The sequence below is a fragment of the Nocardiopsis halotolerans DSM 44410 genome (assembly GCF_000341065.1).
GTDB lineage: Bacteria > Actinomycetota > Actinomycetes > Streptosporangiales > Streptosporangiaceae > Nocardiopsis > Nocardiopsis halotolerans.
The window spans coordinates 1-1,476 of record NZ_ANAX01000297.1 but is presented as its reverse complement, the minus strand read 5'-3'; the positions used below and the strand labels follow the sequence as shown (position 1 = coordinate 1,476).

The window sequence follows — 1,476 nt, the reverse complement described above, 5'->3', positions numbered from 1 at the left end:
CCGGAGTTCAGGAGACCGCCCAGCGGGTTGGCACCGCCCAGCAGACCCGTGCCACCGAGCACCCCGCCCAGCGGGTTCCCCGACAGCGGGCTCGCGGCCATCGGCTCGGTGGAGGCGTGCGACAGGGGCAGGGTGCTGCTCTCGGTGTCCAGGCTCACGCTGTCGAGCAGGCCGGTACCGCCCAGCACCCCGGAGAGCGGGCTGTCGGCGGCGTGCGACAACGGCAGGGACTCTCCGACGGTGTTCAGGTCCAGCGGACCGACGTTGGCGGCGTTGTCCTCGCCCGTCTCGATCGGGGCGTCGGTGGAGACGGCGTTACCGGAGGCCTGGCTGACCACCTGCTGGGGAACGGACTGGTGCCGCACGTCGGGCTGGGCGGAGAGCTGGCCGGGCTCGACCTTGACCAGCTCCCCCAGGGGCGTGGACACCCCCTCGGTCAGCGACTCCGGAACCTGGCTGCCCAGGTCGCCCAGGGGAACCCCGTCCGTGACGCCCCCGAGGGTGTCCGCCCCGGCGACCCCGGCTCCGAGGGCGACGAAACCCGCGGTGCCGGCGGCCAACAGCAGGGTCCTGGCGGAGGTACGTGCGGTGGTGAACATTGCGTGGTCCTTCCGAGTGTGGTCTCTGGCTTTCGCGTGGACGGCGGACGGGTGCGCTTCCCCGTCGTCCGACGCGGGCTTTCCGGTGGGAGAGCCCGCCGCGCCTGGAGTGGGCGGCCGGACCCGGCCGGTCATCAGTCGTGGATCTGGCTGGCCACTGACTGACGTGAACCCCGCCGCGAGGGTGCGCGGCTCACGTCAATCCCCAGAGGAGACCGGGTCATCACTCCACGTGTTCGTTCGTGGGCGTCCCGGGGCTGGGAGAGGGCGTGCCAGGAGAGGTCGCTGTACGACCGGCTGGAAGGGGACCGCTAGTCGGGGGCGAAGGTCGGCTCGTCCGCGGATTCCTCGGGAACCGAGAGCAGAACGTGCCGGGCGGCCTGGAGCTGGCCGGGAGCCGGGGCCGGAGCGCCGGTGGTGGGCAGGTATCCCGCGAGGACGGTCAGACCGCTCGGTGCCGACTGGGCGGAACCGGTGGTGAGGCCGTTCGGGCCCGGGTGGGAGGCGACGGGGTCGGCGACCAGGAGTGCGGAACCGGTCTCGGTGACCGGCTCGGCGGAGTCCGGTCCGTCGGCACCGGGGCTCGGGGAGGTCGGGGCGGAGAACGCGCCCATGATGGTGGCCGGTTCGGTCCGGGCCACGGAGTCGCCGTCCTCGGAGCGGACGTCCCCGCCCGTCTCGGCGGCGGTTTCGGACGGCTCCCGCACCATCGCGGGTTCCACGGGGACGACGTCGGCCTCGGCGAGGTACTCCTCGACGGGTCCGGTCACCCCGTGCACGGTGTCACGGACGTGGTGTGCGACGTGCGTACCCTCGGACACGGCGCCCCGGGAGACCGCGGCGGGAGCGTCGAGCACGACCCGGGCGGCGTTCTCCC

The 1,476-nt window shown here is 73.4% G+C and carries 2 pseudogenes; both read right to left on the bottom strand.

What is annotated here, in order from left to right:
* Positions 1–599 (bottom strand): annotated as a pseudogene (locus tag D455_RS31335) (hypothetical protein); the annotation flags it as partial.
* 311 nt (positions 600–910) lie between these two features.
* Positions 911–1,476 (bottom strand): annotated as a pseudogene (locus D455_RS0121990) (hypothetical protein); the annotation flags it as partial.